General features: G+C 35.5%; 23 protein-coding genes. 7 read left to right on the top strand and 16 right to left on the bottom strand.

All coding sequences use genetic code 11. The annotated features are described in order from the left end of the window. The first annotated feature begins 63 nt into the window (after positions 1 to 63). Complete coding sequence (locus B8977_RS00890; RefSeq protein WP_084015395.1) at positions 64 to 768, top strand: rhomboid family intramembrane serine protease; 705 nt, start codon at positions 64 to 66, stop codon at positions 766 to 768. A gap of 15 nt (positions 769 to 783) precedes the next feature. Here B8977_RS00890 and B8977_RS15055 read toward each other — a convergent pair whose 3' ends face one another. Beyond that, positions 784 to 936, bottom strand: a complete 153-nt coding sequence (locus B8977_RS15055) for a hypothetical protein (protein WP_159447433.1) — start codon at positions 934 to 936, stop codon at positions 784 to 786. Positions 937 to 1003: 67 nt separating this feature from the next. Here B8977_RS15055 and B8977_RS00885 point away from each other — a divergent pair, with 67 nt between their 5' ends. Beyond that, a complete protein-coding gene (locus B8977_RS00885; RefSeq protein ID WP_084015394.1) occupies positions 1004 to 1393 on the top strand; it encodes an acyl-CoA thioesterase in 390 nt (129 codons plus the stop codon). Between the two features lies 1 nt (position 1394). Here the strand turns inward: B8977_RS00885 and B8977_RS00880 are convergent, their stop codons facing one another. Both B8977_RS00880 and B8977_RS00875 read right to left on the bottom strand, forming a co-directional pair. Further along, positions 1395 to 1991: a response regulator transcription factor gene (locus B8977_RS00880; RefSeq protein ID WP_084015393.1), complete on the bottom strand. Its 597-nt coding sequence runs from the start codon at positions 1989 to 1991 to the stop codon at positions 1395 to 1397. Next, positions 1978 to 3879, bottom strand: a complete 1902-nt coding sequence (locus B8977_RS00875; protein ID WP_084015392.1) for a tetratricopeptide repeat-containing sensor histidine kinase — start codon at positions 3877 to 3879, stop codon at positions 1978 to 1980. The genes B8977_RS00880 and B8977_RS00875 overlap by 14 nt, the downstream gene beginning before the upstream one ends. Before the next feature lie 190 nt (positions 3880 to 4069). Between B8977_RS00875 and B8977_RS00870 the strand changes: the two genes are divergently transcribed. Beyond that, a complete protein-coding gene (locus B8977_RS00870; RefSeq protein WP_143736263.1) occupies positions 4070 to 4372 on the top strand; it encodes a hypothetical protein in 303 nt (100 codons plus the stop codon). Between the two features lie 200 nt (positions 4373 to 4572). Here B8977_RS00870 and B8977_RS00865 read toward each other — a convergent pair whose 3' ends face one another. From B8977_RS00865 to B8977_RS00840, 6 genes are read right to left on the bottom strand one after another with little or no spacing between them, the layout of a single operon-like run. Beyond that, positions 4573 to 5181, bottom strand: a complete 609-nt coding sequence (locus B8977_RS00865; protein WP_084015390.1) for a DUF4254 domain-containing protein — start codon at positions 5179 to 5181, stop codon at positions 4573 to 4575. A 39-nt stretch (positions 5182 to 5220) separates the two neighbouring features. Beyond that, entirely contained in the window at positions 5221 to 5421 is a 201-nt protein-coding gene (locus B8977_RS00860; protein WP_084015389.1) for a twin-arginine translocase TatA/TatE family subunit, read from the bottom strand. A 31-nt stretch (positions 5422 to 5452) separates the two neighbouring features. Continuing rightward, complete coding sequence (locus tag B8977_RS00855) at positions 5453 to 7063, bottom strand: murein hydrolase activator EnvC family protein (protein WP_084015388.1); 1611 nt, start codon at positions 7061 to 7063, stop codon at positions 5453 to 5455. Next, positions 7060 to 7869: a lipoprotein insertase outer membrane protein LolB1 gene (locus B8977_RS00850; RefSeq protein ID WP_084015387.1), complete on the bottom strand. Its 810-nt coding sequence runs from the start codon at positions 7867 to 7869 to the stop codon at positions 7060 to 7062. Before B8977_RS00850 ends, B8977_RS00855 begins: the two co-directional genes overlap by 4 nt. 1 nt (position 7870) lies before the next feature. Continuing rightward, positions 7871 to 8893, bottom strand: a complete 1023-nt coding sequence (locus B8977_RS00845) for a sugar phosphate nucleotidyltransferase (protein WP_084015386.1) — start codon at positions 8891 to 8893, stop codon at positions 7871 to 7873. 38 nt (positions 8894 to 8931) lie between these two features. Beyond that, positions 8932 to 10383: a lipopolysaccharide biosynthesis protein gene (locus B8977_RS00840; RefSeq protein ID WP_245828376.1), complete on the bottom strand. Its 1452-nt coding sequence runs from the start codon at positions 10381 to 10383 to the stop codon at positions 8932 to 8934. Positions 10384 to 10517: 134 nt separating this feature from the next. Here B8977_RS00840 and B8977_RS00835 point away from each other — a divergent pair, with 134 nt between their 5' ends. From B8977_RS00835 to B8977_RS00825, 3 genes are read left to right on the top strand one after another with little or no spacing between them, the layout of a single operon-like run. Further along, positions 10518 to 11510, top strand: a complete 993-nt coding sequence (locus B8977_RS00835; RefSeq protein ID WP_084015384.1) for an NAD(P)H-dependent glycerol-3-phosphate dehydrogenase — start codon at positions 10518 to 10520, stop codon at positions 11508 to 11510. Position 11511: 1 nt separating this feature from the next. Continuing rightward, a complete protein-coding gene (locus B8977_RS00830; RefSeq protein ID WP_084015383.1) occupies positions 11512 to 11715 on the top strand; it encodes a hypothetical protein in 204 nt (67 codons plus the stop codon). Position 11716: 1 nt separating this feature from the next. After that, on the top strand, positions 11717 to 12127 hold the full coding sequence (locus B8977_RS00825; protein ID WP_084015382.1) for a hypothetical protein: 411 nt from the start codon (positions 11717 to 11719) through the stop codon (positions 12125 to 12127). Here the strand turns inward: B8977_RS00825 and B8977_RS00820 are convergent. After that, on the bottom strand, positions 12113 to 12643 hold the full coding sequence (locus B8977_RS00820; RefSeq protein ID WP_084015381.1) for a hypothetical protein: 531 nt from the start codon (positions 12641 to 12643) through the stop codon (positions 12113 to 12115). The two genes, B8977_RS00825 and B8977_RS00820, sit on opposite strands and share 15 nt — an antisense overlap. A gap of 87 nt (positions 12644 to 12730) precedes the next feature. Between B8977_RS00820 and B8977_RS00815 the strand changes: the two genes are divergently transcribed. Then, positions 12731 to 12925 (top strand): DUF6496 domain-containing protein, encoded by a 195-nt coding sequence (locus tag B8977_RS00815; RefSeq protein WP_084015953.1) that lies wholly within the window; start codon positions 12731 to 12733, stop codon positions 12923 to 12925. A gap of 53 nt (positions 12926 to 12978) precedes the next feature. On the opposite strand, the gene B8977_RS00810 is transcribed toward B8977_RS00815, so the two are convergent. The 6 genes from B8977_RS00810 to thrS all read right to left on the bottom strand — a co-directional run bounded on the left by B8977_RS00810 (position 12979) and on the right by thrS (position 20034). Beyond that, the gene (locus B8977_RS00810) at positions 12979 to 15186 is read right to left on the bottom strand and encodes a T9SS type A sorting domain-containing protein (protein WP_084015380.1); all 2208 of its coding nucleotides are present in this window, start codon (positions 15184 to 15186) and stop codon (positions 12979 to 12981) included. Positions 15187 to 15344: 158 nt separating this feature from the next. Further along, positions 15345 to 16760: a tetratricopeptide repeat protein gene (locus B8977_RS00805; protein ID WP_143736262.1), complete on the bottom strand. Its 1416-nt coding sequence runs from the start codon at positions 16758 to 16760 to the stop codon at positions 15345 to 15347. Between the two features lie 84 nt (positions 16761 to 16844). Further along, positions 16845 to 17189: a 50S ribosomal protein L20 gene (rplT, locus tag B8977_RS00800; RefSeq protein ID WP_084015378.1), complete on the bottom strand. Its 345-nt coding sequence runs from the start codon at positions 17187 to 17189 to the stop codon at positions 16845 to 16847. A 92-nt stretch (positions 17190 to 17281) separates the two neighbouring features. Next, positions 17282 to 17479 carry a 50S ribosomal protein L35 gene (rpmI, locus tag B8977_RS00795; protein ID WP_084015377.1) on the bottom strand — a complete coding sequence of 66 codons (198 nt, stop codon included), beginning with the start codon at positions 17477 to 17479 and terminating at the stop codon, positions 17282 to 17284. A 67-nt stretch (positions 17480 to 17546) separates the two neighbouring features. Continuing rightward, positions 17547 to 18056, bottom strand: a complete 510-nt coding sequence (gene infC, locus B8977_RS00790) for a translation initiation factor IF-3 (RefSeq protein WP_394334465.1) — start codon at positions 18054 to 18056, stop codon at positions 17547 to 17549. Positions 18057 to 18111: 55 nt separating this feature from the next. Next, entirely contained in the window at positions 18112 to 20034 is a 1923-nt protein-coding gene (gene thrS, locus B8977_RS00785; RefSeq protein ID WP_084015375.1) for a threonine--tRNA ligase, read from the bottom strand. Position 20035 lies beyond the last annotated feature (1 nt).

Here is a 20035-nt window from a genome sequence, read left to right as displayed (position 1 = left end):
TTCTAATACCAAAGATTTAATTTTTCAGCTAAAAAATTTATCATTTATCATTTAAAGTAAAACATGAACATCGCAATCATCACTATAATTATCATCGCAATCAATGTCATTGTGAGCATGAAAGGATTCAACGATCCCGGATTTTTTAACCGTTATAAATTCCAGACGGGAGCGGTTTTGAATGGGAAACAATATGACAGAATTCTGACTTCTGGATTTTTGCATGTTGATTTTACACATTTGATTTTCAACATGTTGACGTTGTATTTCTTTGCTAATGTGGTGATACAATACTTTTCGGCACCGTCCTATTTTGTTTATGGAACTGCGGGTGTAGTGAATATGACGATGGGATATATCATGTTTGCAGTGGTATTTTTGTTGTCAATTTTAGGTGGAAACTTTTTAGCGTTATTCTTTCAGCGTGACAATCCTTATTATTCGGCGGTGGGCGCTTCGGGTGGGGTTTCAGGCGTTTTGTTTGCGGCGATAGCGGCTTATCCGGATATGACTTTAGGATTGATGTTCATCATTCCAATGCCTGGATGGGTTTTCGGAATATTGTATTTAGGGTATTCGGTTTATGGGATGCAGAAACAGTTGGGAAATATCGGTCATGAAGCGCATTTGGGCGGTGCGATAGTGGGGTTGATCGCTCCGATAATTTTCTATCCTGAAATTTTTACGGTGAATAAATTGTATATACTTGGAATGTTGATTCCAATTGCGGTTTTGCTGGTGTTGGCGATCAAGTCGAGCAGGAAATAGGAATTTGGAAATTGGTTATTGTTGTTCCCAAAAGAAGATAAATAATTGTCTTTCTGAATTTTGCGTTTTTTTCTGCGCGAGGGATGAAGGCATCTGTCTGAGCTCTCCCGATCCGCCTTTGCGGAATCGGGAAGCGAGTGCTGCCAGCCCGGCCGAAGGCGCGTCCAAAAAAAATAATTGTGGTTCGCTTTGGGTTTGAAGAATGTAAGCTAAATTTATATCTAAATTAAATTTGATGAGATTTCATACCAGAAAATGGGTAAAGCCCCAGGATTTGAATCCAAATAAGACTTTGTTTGGTGGTACTTTGTTGGCTTGGATTGATGAGGAAGCGGCACTTTATTCGATTGTGCAATTGGAGAATCCACATGTTGTGACGAAGTTTATGTCGGAAATTAATTTCATGAGTTCTGCGCGTGAAGGTGACATTGTAGAAATCGGGATGGATGTGGTGAAATTTGGTACGAGTTCAATAGTTCTGAAGTGCGTTGTGAGAAATATGATGACGCATGAGAATATAATTGCAGTGGAGAATATCACGATGGTTAATCTCGATGAAAATGGCTTGCCAAAAGCGCATGGTAAAACTGAAATCGAGTTTGTGAAGCACAGATTGAGTAAGTAATTTATGTAATAATCCCGATGTAAATTGCTTTTTTGATGAGTTCGGCTGTGGTTTTTACATTGAGTTTGAGGTAGATGTTTTTTTTGTGTGTTTCTACCGTATAGTAGCTTAAGAATAGTTTTTCGGCTATTTGTTCTGAAGAGAGTCCATGTCCGATTTCGATGACGATTTCTTTTTCACGTTTCGACAAGCTGCTATGGCTTTTATCTAATGCAGGCGCATGGGTTTTGGCCTCGTTGGTAAGAATGTCATTTACTTTTTTTAGAATGGTTTCACTTGAGGATTCTTTGAGTAAATATCCGTTTATATCGTTTTCGTCTATCAAATCTGTTTTGTACATCGACAAAACAAGAATTTTGACTTTTGGATGGTGCTGCTTCAGCTTTTTAATGAATTCCGCTCCGTTCATGTCAGGCATTGCTACATCTGAAATTACCAAATCCACTGGGTTATTTTCCATGTATTGTAACGCGACAGAAGCTTTGTTTTCGATGAAAACGACTTCGTAATTTTCTACACTTTTAAGTAATTTTTCGAGTCCATCAAGAATTAACTGATGGTCATCTACGATTCCGATTTTGATTTTATTCTGTTCCATTTTCCGGAATTTCCATGATAAACGTTGCTCCTCTTCCGATTTGTGAGTCTACATGTAACTTTCCTTGTAATGTTTCTACTCTCTTTCGAATGTTATCCATCCCCATTCCTTTTTTCACATTTGCTACATCAAACCCTTTGCCGTCATCGTCTATGATGATTCTATACACTTCGTCAAACGTACAATCCACATAGATATTTTCGGCTTCGGCATATTTCAGGCAGTTGGATAGGATTTCCTGGATGACACGATATAAATAATGTTTATTTACTCCCGTTATTTTTTCATACTTATCTTCGGGAAAGATATTGAAATGAATTTCTCCATTGAAATAAAATTTATAATCATCTATTAAATGAGTTACTAAATGTACGAAATTTAATTCATTTATTTTGTTTTCGTTTAATTCATGTGAAATTACTCTGATTTCTCTGGCTGTATCTTGTAGTTGTTTGATGCAATAATCAAGTTCTGAATCTTGGATAGTTGTAGTATTTAACTGATCCATTTTGATTTTAATGGCTGACAATCTGCCTCCTACACCATCGTGTAACTCTTTGGCGATACGGCTTCGCTCCATGTTTTGGCCTTCGATAAGGTTTTTGGCTTTTATGGTTTCTTTTTCTTTTTCGAATAACAATTTATCTTGCTCACTGATGGTTTGTTGATATCTCATGCGTGTCCTGTAGAAAACTGCGAGCAGCAAAAGAGGAATGATTAATAAAATTGATCCTATTAGAATAAGTCTTTTATGGCCTTTTTCGATTTGTGTTTCTTTATTTAATAGTTGGATTTGAGTGTTTTTGCGTTCAACATCAAATTTTGTTTGGGTTTCGTGAAATTGTTTATTTTTCTGAACGCTGAATATACTGTCCTGCAATTCATGCTGTATTTTCTGAAATTCGTAAGCATTTTTGTAATCTCCTAATTTTAAATAAACGCGAGACAGGCTTTTGTACAGTTCAATTGTGTAATCGTTTTTATATCCTCGCTTAAGCATATCAAATGCTTTTTCGTAATAATTTTTTGCGTTAACATTATCGCGCTCTGCTTCTTCAAAATAATTTCCCAAATAATAGTATGTAAAAAACTCAGCATCTATATTTTTGGTTGCCTGACTCAGTCTTAATGATTCATTTAAATATCTCAATGATTGTGGATAATCTTCAACAGATGTGAAATTCATATAAGTTGTAGCCAAATTATTCTGAGTCATAATTTGCCCATATGAGTTATTAGTTTCTTTATAGATCTGAAGTGCTTTTTTTAGATAAAATTCTGTACTGTCTTTGTTATTGTCCATGTAAGACACAGCAATGTTATTGAGCACCCCAGCCAAAATAGCTTTTTTATCTTCTCTTTCTCCGATTTTCACGGCTTGGTGGTAATATCTTAAAGCACTTATTGTATCTTGCTGTAAGATATACAGATCCGCTATATTGGAAAGCACAGACATTGTATTATCACTTAACTCTTCTCTATTTTCCGAAATATTTAATGAGCTGTGAAAATAATTTAAAGCTTTTTTGTAATCATTTTGAAAAGAATAAATTAATCCTATTTGATTATAAGATTTGCTGAGTATGTTAGAATTAGAAGATTGTTTGGCAAATCCAACTGCTTGATTGAAATTTTCTAATGCTACAATATATTTTTGTTTGACAAAATAAGAATAACCTATTCCATAATAAATCCTCGCGCTCCAATCCAAATCATTGTTTTTTTCGTTGAGCTTTTTAGATTCTGAAAGGTAAATCAAAGCCGAATCAGGATTAGCATCAACTAATCTTCTGTATTCCTGATAATTTTTCTCTATTTGGCTTTCGACGTCCTGAGAATAAGAAAATATTGCTGTAAATAATACCAAAAAAAATAAATATACCCTCATAGATTTTACAACGCTCAAAAATAATTTATAAGAACGCGTCAAAAATACTCAAATCAGGTATAGAAATTGATGTAATTTCTCAAAATGAATGAATTAACCCAAAAATACCAAGATTTAGGTATATCTCATATATATAAAACAATTTAACTTTGTAACCATGAAAAACATACTATTTATCGCGTTCGTAATATTGGCTTCGGGCTTCGCATTTGCACAGCATACAACAGTTGGTGTACGTATAGGAAGCGGAAGCAGTGGATTTGAGTCTAATGTTACAAATATAACTTCTAATAGGGTTGATGTGGCATCAGAAGGAGAGAAAATGGTAGGTTATGTTGTATTTGACGAAAATGAAAATGTAGTTAAGTCAAAAGATATAAACACAAGTTATAATACTTCTGTGGATGTTAACAATCTTCAATCAGGTTTCTATTACATTGCTGTAGTTTCAGAAAACGATCAAGTATCAGTTAATACGTACGTAAAACCATAATAACATTATCAAAATTCGTTCGTAACTGAACTTTAAAATATTCTCGATTTAGAGAGAAAAATAGGTTTAGGTTGGTTAGGTTAGCTAAAAAATAAGTTCGAGCTTATTTTTTAGCTTTCTTTTTTAGATTTATTTTAATTTTTCCGCATAAAAAATTCCTAAGCAAAACTTAGGAATTAATTATTTATTTTTAGATATACTTATTTGTTCTTGTACAAAACAGGATTCAAATCCTCGTCATTATACATTTTCATCTGCTTGTAAACTTTCATATACTTTCTTCCGGCAGATATATCTTCCAACAATTCTTCAATTGCAGTTGATAGATCTTTATGCTGTTCTAAAAGTATATTTAATTTGTTCTGACATTGAGTTTTATGTTCCTCAGAAGCATCTGCACGAGTTGCTTCTTCTTGCATATGATAAACTTTCAATGATAAAATCGAATAACGGTCAATTGCCCATGCAGGACTTTCCGTATTGATTTTTGCTCCAGTTTTCACCTCAACTCCTGCATTTTGCTGCAGAAACCAACTGTCCACATATTCCACCATATCGGTCCTTTCCTGATTGGACTTATCTATCCAACGTTTTAATTTCAATGCTTCAACCGGATCGATGTTCGGATCACGAATGATGTCTTCCAAATGCCACTGAACTGTATCAATCCAATTTTTCTTGTAAAGCAAATGCTCAATCAATTGTGATTCGTCGTAAGGATTTTCAATCGTTTTGTTTACATCATTGAACTGATGGTAATGGCCAATACTTTCGTTGAAAATATTCCAAGCTTTCTGAGTGAAATTCATTCTCAAATAAATTATTTAGAGATAATTAAACAGGTCAAATTAAGATGGATTGTCCGTCTTATTATTGTCCGTCGCCTTTTTCTCATCTTCCTTCGTTGCGTCTTTGAATTCTTTGATTCCAGAACCCAATCCTTTCATCAATTCCGGGATTTTTTTGGCTCCAAATAATAAGATTACGACCAAAACAATCAGGATAATTTCTCTTGTCCCGATGTTACTAAATATATATGCTAAATTCATTTTCAATATTTTATACAAAGTTACGGCAAAATTAGTTTCCACCTAGCCAACTTTCCGGGTTTTGTTTCGTTGAGCCACTTCTTACTTCAAATTTCAGAATCGTATCTCCGTTTTCATCGGTATAAATTCTACCCAGATCTTGTCCTCTTTTTACTTTGTCACCCTTTTTAACTGAAACAAATGACAAGTTGTTGTAAACAGTATAATAAGTTCCATGTCTGATCAAAAGCGTACGGTTGCCGCCAGGAATGGAGATGATAGCAGTTACTTCTCCTTCAAAAACTGCTCTGGCATTAGATCCTTTATTGGTAGCAATGTCAACACCGTCATTATTAATTACTATATTCGCCAAAATCGGGTGTGGATTTTCTCCAAATCTACCAACAATCTGACCTTTTGCAACCGGCCATGGGAGTCTTCCACGATTGTTAGAAAAATCACTTGATAGCTCTGCCGAGTTACTCCTGTCTGCAAAATCCTGTTTAGGAGCCGGATCGGGCTTCGGATTTTCGACAGGTTTTGGTGTTTCTACAGGTTTCACCACAACATTCTCAACAGGTTTATTTGCCAATTCTGCTTCGCGTTCTGCTTTTTCTTTTGCCAGGCGTTGTTCTTCTTCTGCCTTTTCAAATTTTCCAATTTCTACTCTCGCAGTAGATGCAAACTGACCTTGAGGGAAGTTTTTCAAATAAGATTGATAAGCTGCTTTGGTATGTGAACCTCTCGCAGTTTGCCAACCTTTGTTATCTGCTTCCAATTGCTGAATATTTCTCTGTGCAGCATTCGAATAATCTCCACCCGGCCAAGTGTTCAAATAAGTTTGATAGGAAGCAATCGTATTGGTTTTAGCTGCAGCATCCCAATCTTTTTTGTCTTTTTCTGCGCGGATTTTAGCAAGCTTTATTTCTTCGTCAATAATGCGTTTGATTTCGGAATCAACTCCTTTTTGCTGGCGTTGTTTTTCGGCAATTCTCTGAGAAATTTCGCCTGCATTTTTCTTGTATTCCTCTATAACTTTCTGCTTAGCTCCTTTCTCTACTTCCAATTCATCTTTCATAATGGATTGCTGTGCCAAAACAGATTCTTTTTCCATTTTAGATTTTTCTCTTGCCGATTTTTCCTTCTCGATTTGCTTTGTTTTGGCAAGAATCTCATCTGCTTTTCCTAATTGGTATTCAGAATATTTTTCGATGTATTTAATTCTTCTGAATGCTTGCGATAAACTTTCAGATGACAATACAAAAAGCAATTTATTTTCTACAGATTTGTTCTTATAAGCTTTTACAAGTATTTCCTTGTACTCTTTTCTTAATTCAACTAATTCACGACTCAATTTATTGATTTCCAACTGAGTCAAGTAAATTTCATCTTCGATAAATCTTTTTTCTTTGGTCAAACCATTGACCAATTGAGATTGTGCTATGATTTTTTTATCTAAATTCTGAACATACAACAAAGAAGTTTTAGACTCGGTTTGATTTTTTTGCAAATCTTTATTTAATCCTGAAATTTCTTTTTTGAGGGATGAATTCTGCTGTTGTAATTTATCCTTTTGCGCTTTGAGTTCAGCTTCAGTTATCTGACCATTTGCCCATCCGGAAAGGATTGCAAAAAGGATGGTAAAAATCAAATGTTGCTTCATTTCAAAATGTCATTTGGTTTATATCCTGAAGGGATTTCAAAAGGTGTATCAATTTGTTCGAATGTAAAATTATTGTATTCCAACTCTACTTTTTGCGTTTTCTTGTCTTTTACAATAATTTTAACATTTTTCGGAAACATCTGAACACCAACCTTTATCCAGTTTGAATAATTGACATAAAGTTCCATCTGGCTTTTTGGGTCTTTCAAAAAGGCTTCCTTTAAATAAAAATCTGAACCAATTTTATAGGTTTGAATGTACTTTCCGTCTTTTGGGTTTTGAAGTAACTCATTATTTTCCTTATAATTCAAAACATATTGATTTTCAATTATTTCAGAATCAAAATCAGAAGATTTCATATCTACAAAAATTCTTCCTAAAAGCAAATTTTGTAATTTATCATAATCAATGAAATCTACCTTCAACAATCGGTTGAAATAAGAAAAATCTCCGTCGATGAATGTTTTTTCGAGTTTTTCGTAAGCCTTAAAACCATCCGGAGTAATGATTGCGCGTGCCCCATTAATTCCAAATTTGGAAACATTTACCCAAATCTTTTTGCCGTTATTGACATAAATTTTTCCATTTAAACTAGTGGAAACGTCATCAATATCCGCATTTATTTTGGAATTAATTGTGAGATGAGTGAAAGAAGGCTTCTGCGCCAACACTTTATTAATCACAGAAGCCGTTTTCATATTTTCTGCATCACCGCCCGAAACTACGCTTGCTGTTTTACAAGAAAACACAAGCAAACTGGCTGCAATGGCTACAATTAATTTTGTATGGAATTTAAATTTAATCAAATTAATCTTTGTTTTTAAAGTCTAAAACGGAGTAATCTCCTAAGCTGATATTTCTGGAAACACCAAAATACTGTGCATGATTTCCAATCATAGAACCTGTAAGATTGCCGTGGTCGATGACACATTTTTCCTGAATCAAACAGTTATCGATGTTGCTATTCACAACTTTTGTGCCGTTACCCAATGAAACATATGGACCGATTTTAGAATTCTCAATCACAACATTTTCACCGATGAAACAAGGTGGAATAATCAACGAATTGGAGATTTGAGCCGATTTTGGAACGTTGGCAAATTCCTCTTTTTCAAATCCTAATATTTTTCCGTTTGTATCTACAGTTGCGGCTTTGTTTCCACAATCCATCCATTCATCAACAGGACCCAATGTAAATTTCTTTCCTTTGGCACGCATATTTTCCAAAGCATCGGTCAGCTGGTATTCACCCCCATTTCCTTGGATTTCATTGTCCATAATGTATTTGATTTCTTCTCTCAGGTTTTGGCCATCTTTGAAGAAATAAATTCCAATTATCGCCAAATCTGAAACAAATTCCTTAGGTTTCTCTACGAAATCTTCAATCACACCATAAGCATCTAATTTCACTACACCAAAAGCGCTTGGATCTTCAACTTTCTTTACCCAAACAACTCCGTCAGAATTCATATCCAAATGGAAATTCGCTCTAAAAAGCGTATCAGCAAAGGCAACCACAACCGGCCCTGACAAAGATTGTTCTGCCATCCAAATTGCGTGTGCAGTTCCCAAAGGTTCTTCCTGATGATATATAGTTCCTTTTGCGCCTAATTTTTCTGCAATTCCTAACAATTGAGCTTCTACTTCAGCCCCAAAATCCCCGATGATGAAAGCGATTTCTTCCACTTTTTCGTCAGATAATTTCGTGATGTCCTCTGCCAGTCTTTGCACGATTGGCTTTCCTCCAATAGGAATCAAAGGTTTTGGAACAGTTAAAGTGTGTGGTCTCAACCGGGAGCCGCGACCGGCCATTGGGATAATTATTTTCATTTTTAAGTTTTTGTTTCTTTAATGTAGGTAATGATTTTTTAAGTTTTTGCTTTTTGTTTCTCTAAATCTAAACTCGATTTTTCAATAAAAATTGCGATTGCAATATAAATCAATAGCAGAAGATTACCAATGATAATGCTCGATTTAAACAAATAATAATTCAGCAAAGCAAATCCCACACTTACAATGATATACAATCCTATTTTTTTGGTTTTATATGGAATCTTGTAATGTTTTTGTCCCCAAAAATAGGAAATTACCATCATCGTTCCATATGCCAAAAGCGTTGCCCAGGCAGAAGCCATAAATCCAATGATAGGAATGAATACAATATTAAAACCAATCGTTAATCCTGCACCCACCCAGGAAATAATCGTTCCGACATAAGTTTTGTCAGTGACTTTGTACCAGGTTGAAAGGTTGTAATAAATCCCGAAAAAGAAATTGGCAATCGCCACAATTGGTACAATTTGCAAAGCAATCCAATAATCTGGATTTGGAATTAAAATTCTTTTAATCCAATCTAAATTTGCCATCAATCCTAAAACAGCCAATCCACAAAAAATTACAAAATAAAGCATCACATTTGCATAAGTTTTCTTTGCATTTGCTTCTTGAGCTTGTTTAAAAAAGAATGGTTCAACTCCCATTCTGTAAGCTGTTACCATGAGAATCATAACTGTCGCTATTTTGTAACAACCAGCATAAGCTCCAGCTTCAGCTTCATTAATCATATCTCTCAAAAGCAAATTATCCAAATTTTCATTTGTCACAAATGCCAATCCTGCTAACATAACAGGATAACCGTAGTTGACCATCTTTTTAAATAACTCCCAATTGAAATAAAATCTGACCTTCATTAGAATAGGAGATAGCAATAATACTCCCGAGAAAGCGGCTATTAGATTCGCGAAAAACGGATAGGAAACCTTTTCATTTAAACCAATATTTTGCAAGAAATTTTCAGGGATCCAAAAGAAAAATATCAAAACCAAAACAGTTTGAAATACACCTTGAAATACTTTAATCGCTGAATATTTGATAGGTTTCCCCATAAATCTCAGAAAAGCAAAAGGAACCATACAAATGGCATCAAAAAATGCAATCCATGCAAACCAAATTAAATATTCCGGATGTTCTTGGTAATCAAAAACATTAGCTAAGGGAATCTTAAGAATGTACATTCCCAGCAAGAAAGTCAGCGCATTTGCAAACACAAACCAAAAGGACAAATGGAATACTTTTCCTGAAAGGTCTTTATCCGATGAAAAACGGAAATAGGCCGTTTCAAACCCAAAAGTCAAAACAATATTTACAAACGCAACCAAAGAATATAATTGAGCAAATTTGGAAAACTCTGCTGTATCAATTTGAGTTGCATACAAAGGCATCAACCCAAAATTAATCAACCTCGGCAAAATAGAGCCGATTCCATAAATTACCGTTTCACTTAAAAGCTTTTTGTACAAGGTTTCACTTTTATAACTCACAAATTTGAACTTTCTTTTTGAATTAATAAAATGATTCTTTTCATTTAAGATAACTTTGACAAAGTTCGGAACTTTGTCAAAGTTGGAGAGAATTCACTAATTTTGGAGTTGCAAAAAACGTAAACAAACACAAAATGTCAAGACCAAAAGTCGGTTTAGTAGGAGGTGGAAGCTGGGCAACGGCAATAGCCAAGATGTTGTGCAAAAACCATGAACAAATCAATTGGTGGGTACGCGACGAAAACCTCAAGGGCGCATTGCTCAAAAACCGCCACAATCCTAACTACCTCAGCGCTGTGGAATTTAATCCGCAACAATTGAACCTCACGACCGACATCAACGATCTGGTTGCCAATTCGGACTGGATCATCGTGGCGGTGCCGTCGATTCACTTGGAATCTTGTTTGAAAGATTTGACCGTTTCGTTGGAAAATAAATTCGTGGTTTCCGCTATAAAAGGGATTGTTCCCGTACATTTTAAGATTGTTGGAAATTATTTGAACGATGAATTTAACGTAGATTTTGAGAATTTTGGAGTCATCAGCGGACCTTGTCACGCGGAAGAAGTCGCTTTGGAACGCCTTTCTTACCTGACTATTGCCGCTCAAAATCCAGAAAAGGCTAAAATGGTTGCGGATGGATTGGCTTGTAGTTTCATCAAAACCAATATTTCAGAAGATATTTTCGGGACAGAATATGCCGCAGTTTTGAAAAACATTTATGCCATCGCTGCCGGAATCGCTCATGGATTGGGTTATGGAGATAACTTCCAAGCTGTTTTGATGAGCAATGCAACGCGCGAAATGAACCGCATTACACAGCACATTTCTCCGATTGAACGCGACGTGAAAGAGTCTGCTTATCTGGGAGATTTACTGGTAACTGGTTATTCAAATTTCTCACGAAACAGAATGTTTGGAAACATGATGGGAAAAGGCTATACCGTAAAAGCTGCCATTTTAGAAATGAACATGGTCGCGGAAGGTTATTACGCCACGAAAAGCGTTTACCAGCTCAAAAAAGTTTTAGAAGTAAAAGCACCTATTTTGTCTGCGGTTTATAAAATTTTGTACGATAACAAACCGCCTCACAAAGTCATGAAACGTTTGGCAAATAAATTAGATTAAAATGAAATTTTCACCTCAAATTATTGTCGGACTGACATTTATCGTTTTAGGACTGGCATTTGTCATCGCAGGATTTTTACTCAAAGTAAATCACTATTCAGAAGGTTGGCTGACCGGAAACAACCTCATCATTTTAGGAATGATGATTGAACTTTTGGGGTTGTTCGCTGCTGTTTCCGCTTATACCAAAAGTTTAAAAAAATAAGATGCTTCGCCGAGATTTCATTTCCAAAATCATAGAGCAGATGGTCAATGCTGTGGCACGTTTGCTCGAATTAAACGGGAAAGAAGAACCGCAAAAGTTTCTCAATCAGTTTGATGAATTGATGAATACTTATTTCAAATTAAATTCTGATAAATTAAATCTTCTTTTGGAAAACGAAGAAGAGCGCGATGCTTTGCTTTTGGATGAAAAATTGAAGAATTACCAAATCAGAATGTTCATCGACGCCGGATTTGCATTCATTGAAACCGAACAATCTGAAAAAGCAAAAATCTGCGTTCAAATCATCGAAAGAATTCAACAGCAACATTCCAATGTTTTTGAATTTCCCACTATAGAAAGTTCAAAAATCACTCAGGATTTAATTGAATTGAAAGAATTAATTTCTGTTTGAAACCTTTTTATACATATCAATGCTTTGTTGTTTGATGAAATTTTCAGGGCAATTATCCAAATGAGAAAGCGGTGTAGTGTCTTCAAATTTGATTTGTTTCGGGTTGGAATAAATCATCACCGAATCCTTGTCCATTTTCATTTCTCCTGCACCATGGAATAATTTCCCATCTTTTTTGAGGAAATAAACCTGCTGTTCCGAAATCATTCCTTCAGACATGAATTCATATTCGAGCTTCAAAGTATCTCCGAAAAACTTACCGTCAATCTCACCGATAGAACCATCTTTTTCGAAGAAATCATAATTCATCCAGCCGTCAATCTCATCGTTTTCCTGTGTGTAACTCAAACGGATGGAATCTTTCCCGTTGGTGAACAAATAACAATGTGAAGTCAACTCAACAATTTCCGGGTTTCCATTGGGAAGTTCGGTCGTGGTTGCTGGCGTTTGTTCTTTTTTGTTTTCACAGCTTATCATTAAAACTGCGATGAATATTGATGCAATTATTGTTTTCATCTTATTGATTTTAAACAAATTTAGCGATTAAAACTTTTAAATGGTTTAAATTTTGAATGAATTCGTTTGAATTAAAAAATGAAAATCATGGCAAAGTATTCTAAAAAAGCACAGGAAAAAATCGGGGAAGTGATGCATGAATTCAAAGAAGGAAAGTTAAAATCCTCGTCCGGAAAAAAAGTAAAAGACCGCAAACAAGCCGTTGCCATCGGAATTTCGGAAGCCAAGGAAGCAGGTTTGAAAGTTCCGGCACAGCCGAAGAAGAACGTGGTTAAAAAGTAAAAAGGTCCTTCCGATTTATCAAAAGAACCTTTCATAATTAACATTTAACACAACTACTTCTTAATCACTTTCCGGGCAATTACTTTTACTTTATTTTCGATTGAAATGAGGTATACTCCTTTTGGAAGTGGGGAGCCATTCCACACGAATGATTTTTCGTTTTGGCTTTTAGAATAAATGGTTTTTCCGGTCAAATCAGAAATTTTAAAAGTATAATTTCCTTTGATGTTTTCAGGAAGTTGAATATTCAATTCACTGGAAAAAGGATTGGGATAAACCATTAAACCGGATTTTTCGGCTTCCTCTATTTCCATATTTATCTCACCTATTTTAAAAGCAGGAGAAACGATCTGCTCCTGTTTGTTTCCGGCGGCATCGGTGCAGATGATTTTCACATCGAACCAGGAATTTTCTTCGGGTACTATTACGCTTGACAATGACGCTTCATAATAATCTCCGAATGCAGGCATAAAGAAATGTTCAGGGTATTCGGTTAATTCCAGTTCCGTCCAGTTGTCCTGATTATATAAGCTGTAGTAAAGTTCTACGGAATTTCCTTCCTTGTACCCAAAATATTCCCCAACGTTAATGTTTTCAAAATCTCCGGCCGCAATCCGTACCGTACCATCCGAAACTGAAGAAAAGCGATCAGTTACCCTACCAGTAGCATTCCTAAACTGAAGTATCTGCAGAGTCGGAGCGCTCATATCATCTTGATTTTGATCAATTCTTATCTGAGTAATGTTTTTGCCTGCCAAACCATCAACTTCAATGTTATTATTGGTAAGTGTAAGGTCTAGAACTCCTTCATGTGGCATAGAAAAATTGCTTCTATAATTTCCCGAATAAACAATCGTTCCGTCTTGTTTGACCTCAATATCAGTATCATAGAAATCGCCTTCTCTTATTTCTCCGTATCTCCCTTTATATTGAGGAATCAGATAGTTTCCGCTTCCTAGTATTACAGAAATAGGAGCATTATTTCCTTGTATTATTTCGGGATTTTCAGATGCAGAAAATGAAAATCGGGGATGAAAAGGAGCTACTTTTAAGCCATTTTCAGTATAATAATAATTATATCCCAAAAAGTACCAACTAAAAGCAGTTGCGCCGGAACCATAAAATACTTCATTATTTTCTCCAGAAACAATTGCATTTCCCATAATATGAAAGACTTCCTCGGTATCATCCATGTAATCCACTATCAGCGGAAATACCAACAGACCACCTGCATTCTCTTCAAGGGAATTATTGAGATAAAATTTTGTACTTTCTTCTACATTAAGTGGATCTCCGGTATTATAAAATGTCCAGGATACCATAAAATTACCATTATAGGTGCTTATCGTGGAAAATCCCGGATGAAGGTTTCCGGAAGAAACTCCTAATGGACTTGGTTGAATTTTTTCCTCATGAAATGCATAATCTTCAGGATTGTTATGTATTGTTAGTGATTGGTCTATACTTGTGATAGTAGGAAATTTCGAGAAGTAGTTATTACCACTTTCGTACCCGGTTCCTATAGCAGATTGGACTATAGAATAACGTTCACTTACATCATTTATGTAAAAATTCCATACCGGATCTCCTGTAAACTGAGACCCCCAGGCATAACTATAATAAGCAATTTTGGTATTGGAAGGATTAAAATACAATGTTCTGTCGAAAAACATCATAGAATAACTGTCTGTATTTTCATTATAAACCCCAGGTTCTAACGGCTCTCCGTTTTCTATATAACTATTGATAGAAATATAATTAGTTGCATCGGCCACATTTAATTCTACTGTAGAACTCTCCGAAACATCTATCAATTCTTTTACAATTGTATATCTTGTTTGTCCGGATGAAAAATCTGCCACAATATCATAAACACCCGCAGGAAGATTTATGGTAATCGGATTGATTTCCTCCCAGTAGGCCATATAAAGAGAGCCTGATTCGTTAAAAATCCGAACCACACCCGGTGGATTGGATTGCTCCGCATCAAATTCCAGATTTATACTTAACAAAACATTTACTTCTTCTTCTCCTGTCGTTTGATCATTTTGGTTGAGCAATTCATTATGTATATAAACTCTTTCTGTACTTTCTTCTGAAAAAAGCGTGTAATTGTCTCCATCAAAATGACGTTGATATTTAATCTTATTTTCCGGAGTAATATTCTCTTGTTCTACAATAAGCTGTTGCGCAGATAGCAAGCCTCCCGAAAATAATAACAAATAAATTGTAATTGTCTTAAAAAAATTAAAATTTCTCATGGTGTTATATTTAAAATTGATGCAAGTTTAATCTGATATCAGACTAAGACCAAAAAAACACCTTCCCGAAATCTTCCCGAGTGGTTAAATTTATTTAAAGAAAATTTGAGGTAAATAATTTTATTTTACAAAATGCTGATTATAAGAATATTACAAAATTATAAATCTTCAAACCATTGGTATATATCAATATCTTTCGGAATATTTAGTTTTTTTCTGATCAGATGCTTTTTGTTTTGTACTGTTTTAGGAGCAATATATTTATATCTTGCTATTTCTTTGGTTGGTAACTTCATCTTGAGTAAGGCAGAAAATTCTATTTCAGAATGTGATATTTGGGAGTTGAGCTTTATTAATTTAGAGGAAAACTCAGGAAAAGCTTCCTCAAAATGTACCATAAATGCAACATCATTTCTTTTCAGCATTTCCACTAACTTAGAATAAGTTATTCCAGCTTGACTTTCAGTTACTCTTTTCAAATAATCTTCACTGACTTTTTCCTGTTTAGCCAAAATTATGTTTTTCCTGATAACAAAAAAACTCAATACAAATGCAAAAAAACAAAAAGCACCAAAAATATAAATCAGATCGCTTTTATCATTTTTTTCCTGTTCTTTCAATAAATTGTGAAGAGATCTATTTTGATTTTCAACGATACCTAAACTGAAAGAATCACGTTTGGCTTCGTATAGCTTCGCTCTTTGATCATCCTTTAAAATCTTGTAGGTTTCTATAAGGTTTCTATAAAGGTTTTTAACATTAACCGGATTCTTATAATCAACTACCTTTTCGGCCTTTTTGAAATAATAAATGGCATTTTCATATTTTTTATTTTTTAACTCAATCTCTCCTAATATGGAGAAATTCAGGAATCGTATTCCATCAGACCTCCTCCATCCATTGTCTTTTGAAAGGGATAATTCGGCATAATGTTTTGCTGAATCAGTGTTCAGATCCATATAAACCGCCGCAAGATTTGAGTAATCTAAAAACTGTAATTGCTGTCTGTATATTTCATCAGAAAATTTTTCATGTTCCGCTAAGGACAGTTTAATGTATTTAATCCTGTTCCCAAAATCATTTCTCACAGCAAAATAATTGGCAAATGATATATAGATATTAGCTTTGGCTACTATAGAAAGCGAATCTTCAGTCTTTTTTCTATTTATTATTTGCAAGCCTTGCTCCAGTTCTTTTACAGCTTTATCATAAAGTTTATTAAAATTGTAGACTTCAAAAAAATAATTTTTAGCGATGGTTTGGTAAGTATGGTTATCATACTTTTCAGCTTTTTGAAGTAATGATCTTGCTGCAATTATCATATTTTCAAAATCATTTTTTATCCTATAATAAAAGCATCTTGTTACCAATGCTCGAAGTTCAGCCTCTTGGTTATTTGAACGGGTTGCTTCTCTAATAATGTTATATGTTTCCTTAAAAGCTGCTTCTGGTTCGGTTTCAACAAGTCTATAGTTTTCTTCGGCCTTTTTCAACAGATCCTCTTGGGTAAAGATTGGCTGGGAGAAAAGTAAGCTTCCCCAAGACAAAATAAATAATATAACAACCCTTTTCATAGTTCGCTGAAATTTAAGAAAATTTATGCGCATAAAAAATCCCGCTCTTTCGGGCGGGATTTACAAACGTTTATGTGATTAAATCTATTTTACTTTTTCAACAATTGCTTTGAAAGCTTCCGGGTGATTCATCGCCAAATCTGCAAGAACTTTACGGTTCAATTCGACTCCGGCTTTTTTAGCAGCACCCATAAATTGTGAATAAGACATTCCGTGAAGTCTCGCACCTGCATTGATTCTTTGAATCCACAAAGCACGGAAATTTCTCTTTTTCTGACGACGGTCACGATAAGCATAAACCAATCCTTTTTCGACTGCGTTTTTAGCTACAGTCCATACATTTTTTCTGCGTCCGAAGTAACCTTTGGCTAACTTCATCAACTTTTTTCTACGCGCTCTCGACGCTACTGAATTTACTGATCTTGGCATAATTTTTAATTTTTTTGTGGTGGGCGGGCATTAAATGCCACTTGATATTTGCTCCAACACAGGGTTAATAATTTAATAAACCTGAGATTGATTTATTTCAATCTCAACATGTGTTTAACGTTTGGCTCATCCGCAACATGAACTAGTCCTGTCTTGGTTAAGTTGCGTTTTTGTTTGGTTTCCTTTTTTGTAAGGATGTGGCTCTTGTAAGCGTGTTTTCTTTTAATCTTACCTGTTCCGGTAAGTTTAAAACGCTTCTTTGCGCCTGATTTTGTTTTTAATTTTGGCATAACTGTATGTTTTTATAAACGTTTGTTTCTCTTTTACGATATTCGAATTTTGAGGGTCGAATTTCGCTTATTTTTTAGGAGCCATCATCATAATCATTCGCTTTCCTTCTAACTTTGGAAGCTGTTCGACTTTTCCGATGTCTTCTAATTCCTGCGCTAATTTCAACAAAAGGATTTCTCCCTGATCCTTGAAAATAATCGAACGTCCTTTGAAGAAAACATAAGCTTTCAACTTAGAACCTTCTTCCAAGAAACTGCGCGCATGGCGTTTTTTGAATTCATAATCGTGGTCATCTGTCTGAGGCCCAAAACGGATTTCTTTGATGACTACTTTTTGTTGTTTCGATTTTAATTCCTTTTCTTTTTTCTTTTGTTCGTAAAGGAATTTTTTATAATCCACAACTCTACAAACCGGGGGAACGGCTTTTTCGGTAATCATTACCAAATCCAAACCTGCTTCCTCAGCAATTTGTAAAGCTTTTGGAGTCGGATAAACTCCGGGCTCTATACCCTCACCGACTACCCTTACTTCAGGTACGGTGATTTTCCCATTAATCTTGTGTTGATCTTCTTTGATCACACGCGCCGGACCACGTCCGCCTTTTCTTCTGATTGCGATAGTTTATATAATTTTAATTAACTTCTATTTCTTTGGTAATCATGTTGCGGAATTCCTCCATTGTCATTTCTCCTAAATCTCCGCCGCCATGCTTTCTAACAGAAACCGTACCATTTTCGGCTTCTTTTTCGCCGACAATCAACATATAAGGGATTTTTTTCATTTCCGCATCACGGATTTTTTTACCCGTTTTTTCGTTGCGATTGTCAATCAGCCCGCGAATATCGGAATTTTCTAAGAATCTAGAAAGTTTTTCTCCATATTCTTGATATTTCTCGCTGATTGGCAGTATTATAAATAAATCAGGAGCGAGCCACAACGGGAAATTTCCTGCCGTGTGTTCAAGCAAAATCGCGATGAATCTTTCCATAGAACCAAACGGCGCACGGTGAATCATCACCGGCGTATGTGCCTGGTTGTCTGCTCCGATATAACTTAATTCAAATCTTTCAGGTAAATTGTAATCTACCTGAATGGTTCCTAATTGCCATTTTCTGCCCAAAGCATCTTTTACCATAAAATCCAATTTTGGACCATAGAATGCTGCTTCGCCGTATTCAATCACAGTTTTCAAACCTTTTTCGTTGGCTGCCTGGATGATTGCATTTTCTGCTTTTTCCCAGTTTTCATCGGAACCGATATATTTTTCTCTGTTGTCCGGATCACGTAAGGAAACCTGCGTTACAAAATCTTCAAAACCAAGTGAATTGAAGACATAAAGTACCAAATCAATTACATTTTTAAATTCTTCCAATAACTGATCGGGCATACAGAAAAGATGTGCATCATCTTGTGTAAATCCGCGAACACGTGTCAACCCATGTAATTCTCCACTTTGTTCATAACGGTAAACCGTTCCGAATTCCGCATAACGTTTTGGTAAATCGCGGTACGACCATTGAGCCGATTTATAAATTTCGCAGTGGTGTGGACAATTCATGGGTTTCAACATAAATTCTTCCCCTTCGTGTGGTGTTTTGATAGGTTGAAAACTGTCTTTCCCATATTTGTCCCAGTGACCAGAAGTTACGTACAACTCTTTTGCACCAATGTGGGGCGTAACGACCATTTCGTAACCGGCTTTTTGTTGGGCTTTCATCAGAAATGCTTCAAGTTTTCTGCGCAAAGCAGCTCCTTTTGGCAACCAAAGTGGTAAACCTTGTCCTACTTTTTCAGAAAAAGTAAAGAAACCTAATTCTTTCCCTAATTTTCTATGGTCACGCTTTTTGGCTTCTTCCAAAAGATTTAAATAATCGGTTAAATCTTTTTGTTTTGGAAATGTAATTCCATAAACGCGAACCAATTGTTTGTTCTTTTCGTCACCGCGCCAATAAGCTCCGGCAGCGTTCAAAATTTTAGCTGCTTTTACAAATCCGGTATTTGGAAGGTGACCCCCACGGCATAAATCCGTGAAATTATCGTGTGAACAGAAAGTAATTTCTCCGTCGTTTAGATTTTGAATTAATTCTGTTTTGTATTCGTTATTTGCGTATTCCTTCAAAGCATCCGATTTGGAAACAGGATGCAATTTGAATTCAGATTTTTTCTGAGCATTTTCGAGCATTTTTTTCTCTACTTTTTCAAAGTCTTTTTCAGAAAAAGTTTCATCGCCAAAATCAACGTCATAATAGAATCCGTTTTCGATTGCAGGACCGATTGTCAGTTTTGCATTTGGATAAAATTCCATAATTGCCTGCGCCAACAAGTGAGCCGAAGAATGCCAAAATGCTTTTTTACCCATATCATCATTCCACGTCAATAACTGAACGGTAGCGTCTTGGGTGATCGTTGTTGAAGCTTCAACTTGTTCGCCGTTTACCAATGCGGACAGCACGTTGCGCGCCAGTCCTTCGCTAATGCTCAGCGCAATGTCCATCGGAGTTACTCCGCTCTCATATTGCCTGATGCTCCCGTCCGGAAGTGAAATGTTGATCATT

This window comes from Moheibacter sediminis, from assembly GCF_900176425.1.
GTDB lineage: Bacteria > Bacteroidota > Bacteroidia > Flavobacteriales > Weeksellaceae > Moheibacter > Moheibacter sediminis.
This window is presented reverse-complemented; position numbering and strand designations above follow the sequence as displayed.

Coding starts and splice junctions, on each gene's coding strand:
- B8977_RS00825 (WP_084015382.1), top strand. CDS start 11,717: ATGCTTCGCCGAGATTTCATTTCCAAAATCATAGAGCAGATGGTCAAT.
- B8977_RS00810 (WP_084015380.1), bottom strand. CDS start 15,186: ATGAGAAATTTTAATTTTTTTAAGACAATTACAATTTATTTGTTATTA.
- thrS (WP_084015375.1), bottom strand. CDS start 20,034: ATGATCAACATTTCACTTCCGGACGGGAGCATCAGGCAATATGAGAGC.
- B8977_RS00860 (WP_084015389.1), bottom strand. CDS start 5,421: ATGAATTTAGCATATATATTTAGTAACATCGGGACAAGAGAAATTATC.
- B8977_RS00845 (WP_084015386.1), bottom strand. CDS start 8,893: ATGAAAATAATTATCCCAATGGCCGGTCGCGGCTCCCGGTTGAGACCA.
- B8977_RS00875 (WP_084015392.1), bottom strand. CDS start 3,879: ATGAGGGTATATTTATTTTTTTTGGTATTATTTACAGCAATATTTTCT.
- B8977_RS00815 (WP_084015953.1), top strand. CDS start 12,731: ATGGCAAAGTATTCTAAAAAAGCACAGGAAAAAATCGGGGAAGTGATG.
- B8977_RS00805 (WP_143736262.1), bottom strand. CDS start 16,760: ATGAAAAGGGTTGTTATATTATTTATTTTGTCTTGGGGAAGCTTACTT.
- B8977_RS00820 (WP_084015381.1), bottom strand. CDS start 12,643: ATGAAAACAATAATTGCATCAATATTCATCGCAGTTTTAATGATAAGC.
- B8977_RS00855 (WP_084015388.1), bottom strand. CDS start 7,063: ATGAAGCAACATTTGATTTTTACCATCCTTTTTGCAATCCTTTCCGGA.
- rplT (WP_084015378.1), bottom strand. CDS start 17,189: ATGCCAAGATCAGTAAATTCAGTAGCGTCGAGAGCGCGTAGAAAAAAG.
- rpmI (WP_084015377.1), bottom strand. CDS start 17,479: ATGCCAAAATTAAAAACAAAATCAGGCGCAAAGAAGCGTTTTAAACTT.
- B8977_RS00865 (WP_084015390.1), bottom strand. CDS start 5,181: ATGAATTTCACTCAGAAAGCTTGGAATATTTTCAACGAAAGTATTGGC.
- B8977_RS00890 (WP_084015395.1), top strand. CDS start 64: ATGAACATCGCAATCATCACTATAATTATCATCGCAATCAATGTCATT.
- B8977_RS00835 (WP_084015384.1), top strand. CDS start 10,518: ATGTCAAGACCAAAAGTCGGTTTAGTAGGAGGTGGAAGCTGGGCAACG.
- B8977_RS00880 (WP_084015393.1), bottom strand. CDS start 1,991: ATGGAACAGAATAAAATCAAAATCGGAATCGTAGATGACCATCAGTTA.
- B8977_RS00885 (WP_084015394.1), top strand. CDS start 1,004: ATGAGATTTCATACCAGAAAATGGGTAAAGCCCCAGGATTTGAATCCA.
- B8977_RS00830 (WP_084015383.1), top strand. CDS start 11,512: ATGAAATTTTCACCTCAAATTATTGTCGGACTGACATTTATCGTTTTA.